Origin of the sequence: Promineifilum sp. (SeqCode), assembly GCF_041918635.1 — a bacterium.
Taxonomy (GTDB): domain Bacteria; phylum Chloroflexota; class Anaerolineae; order Promineifilales; family Promineifilaceae; genus Promineifilum.
In genome coordinates this window covers 1-2,060 of record NZ_JAYRVJ010000273.1, presented here as the reverse complement: position 1 = coordinate 2,060, position 2,060 = coordinate 1, and the positions used below count along the sequence as shown (strand labels likewise).

Genomic DNA, 2,060 nt, shown 5'->3' with positions numbered 1-2,060 from the left:
TGGGGACGCGCCGGGGAGAGTTGGCGGGCGGTGGAAGAGGCCGGCCGGTTAGGCGGGCCGGACTGGTTCCGCCTGGGCGACCTCGACCTGGCGACCCATCTGACACGCGCTCACTGGCTAGACGCAGGCGAGACGCTGACCGCCGTCACGCGCCGCCTGTGCGACGGCTTCGGCATCCGCCCGGCCGTGCTGCCCATGGCCGACGCGCCCGCGCCGACGCTCATCGAGACGGACGGGAGCGAGTTGCTGCCCTTCCAGACCTGGTTCGTGCGTGAGCGCTGGCAGCCGGTCGTGCGCCGCGTCGTGCTGCCGGAGGACGCGCGGGCCACGGCGGCCGTCATCCGCGCCCTGGAGGGGGCCGACCTGGTGGTGATCGCCCCGTCCAACCCGTTTGTCAGCATCGACCCCATTCTGAACGTCTACCCCATCCGCGCGCTGCTGGAGGACGTGCCGCAGGCGGTGGTGGCCGTCTCGCCCATCATCGCCGGGCGGGCGGTGAAGGGGCCGGCGGCCAAGATGCTGGCTGAGATGGGGCAGGAGGCGTCGGCCGCCGCCGTGGCCCGCTACTACGGCCATCTGATCGACGGCTTCGTCTACGACTGTCAGGACGCGGGCATGGCCGCCGAGGATGGATTGGGGCTGCTGTGCACCGATACATTGATGCACACGGCCGCTGATCGGGAGCGATTGGCAAGGGAAGTGCTGGCGTTTGCCGGAGAGTTGATGGGTTGAGGCATAGCGATATGGATTACGGTCACGATATTCAGTTCGGCTACTTCTTAACCCCCGACGCTTCTGACTACCGAGAGGTGCTACGCCGGGCGCAATTGTGTGATGAGTTAGGCTTCGATCTGCTCGGCATTCAGGACCATCCGTACCAGAGTCGTTTTCTGGACACCTGGACACTGATCGCCGCGCTGGCGGCTCAGACCAACCGGGCGCGACTCTTCCCCGACGTGGCCAGCCTGCCGCTTCGCCCGCCGGCCGTGCTGGCCAAGGCGGCCGCCTCCCTTGACGTGATGAGCGGCGGCCGGATCGAGCTGGGCCTCGGCGCGGGCGCTTTCTGGGAGGCCATCGGCGCGATGGGCGGCCCCGTCCGCTCGCCCGGTGAGGCGGTTGCCGCCCTGGAAGAAGCGATCCACGTCATCCGGCTGATGTGGAGCGGCCAGCGGGGTCTCCGCTTGGCGGGGGAGCATTATCCATTGCGGGGCGTCCACAGCGGCCCGGTTCCCGCCCATCCCATTGGTATCTGGATCGGCGCACTCGGCCCCAAGATGCTGAACCTGACCGGACGGCTGGGCGACGGCTGGGTTCCCTCCTCGTCCTACGTGCCGCCGGCCAAGCTGCCGGAGATGCAGGCGCGCATCGATGAAGCCGCCGTCAGCGCCGGACGTGACCCGGCGGCGATCCGGCGCATCTACAACATTATGGGGCGGATCGGCGAGCGGGCCTCATCCGACCCGTTCACCGGCCCGACCGCGCAATGGGTGGACGAACTCACGCAACTGGCGCTCCGGGACGGCATGGACACGTTCATCCTCGGGCTACCGGAGCCGCCGGGCGATCAACTAGAGCGCTTTATGGCCGAGATTATTCCGCAGGTCCGGGAGAACGTCGCCGCCCATAGGTCACGTAGCTGATTCGCGCGTCGCTTTACCACACCGATCGTTGGCAACTATTGAAGCGTATCAACCACAAACAGCGCCTCTTCCTGCTCCGACAAATTCACACCCTGTAGAGTCAGATAACGCCCATCAGGCGACCAGGCGACGGGCATGACGCGCCACCTGCCTGTGTCCCAGGCGCGGGCGACGTTCCCCGTGCCGGTGGAGAAGCTCTGCAACCGTCCGTCGGAACCGACCGCCAACTCGGCGCTGTCGGGCGACCAGGCGACCGGGAAGGGGCTGGCGACCCCGGTGAGCAAGGTATAGACCTGGCTCTCGGCTGAATCCACCGGCATCATCCGCAACGTATATTCATTGGCTGCATTCTCCTCGTAGAACAGCAGGTTTCGCCCGTCTGGCGAAAAGCCGGCTTGTTTGCGGAAGTCCAACTCCTCC

3 protein-coding genes are annotated in these 2,060 nt (G+C 66.9%); 2 read left to right on the top strand and 1 reads right to left on the bottom strand.

Annotated elements, in window-relative coordinates:
* Window positions 1–732 (top strand): 2-phospho-L-lactate transferase CofD family protein (locus ACE3UY_RS09015; RefSeq protein WP_374687211.1); only part of this gene is annotated, 732 nt, incomplete at its 5' end.
* Window positions 733–743: 11 nt separating this feature from the next.
* Window positions 744–1,640, top strand: coding sequence for an LLM class flavin-dependent oxidoreductase (locus ACE3UY_RS09010; RefSeq protein ID WP_374687210.1), 897 nt, complete (start codon window positions 744–746; stop codon window positions 1,638–1,640).
* 35 nt (window positions 1,641–1,675) lie between these two features.
* On the opposite strand, the gene ACE3UY_RS09005 is transcribed toward ACE3UY_RS09010, so the two are convergent.
* A partial coding sequence (locus ACE3UY_RS09005; protein WP_374687209.1) for a WD40 repeat domain-containing protein occupies window positions 1,676–2,060 on the bottom strand: 385 nt, incomplete at its 5' end.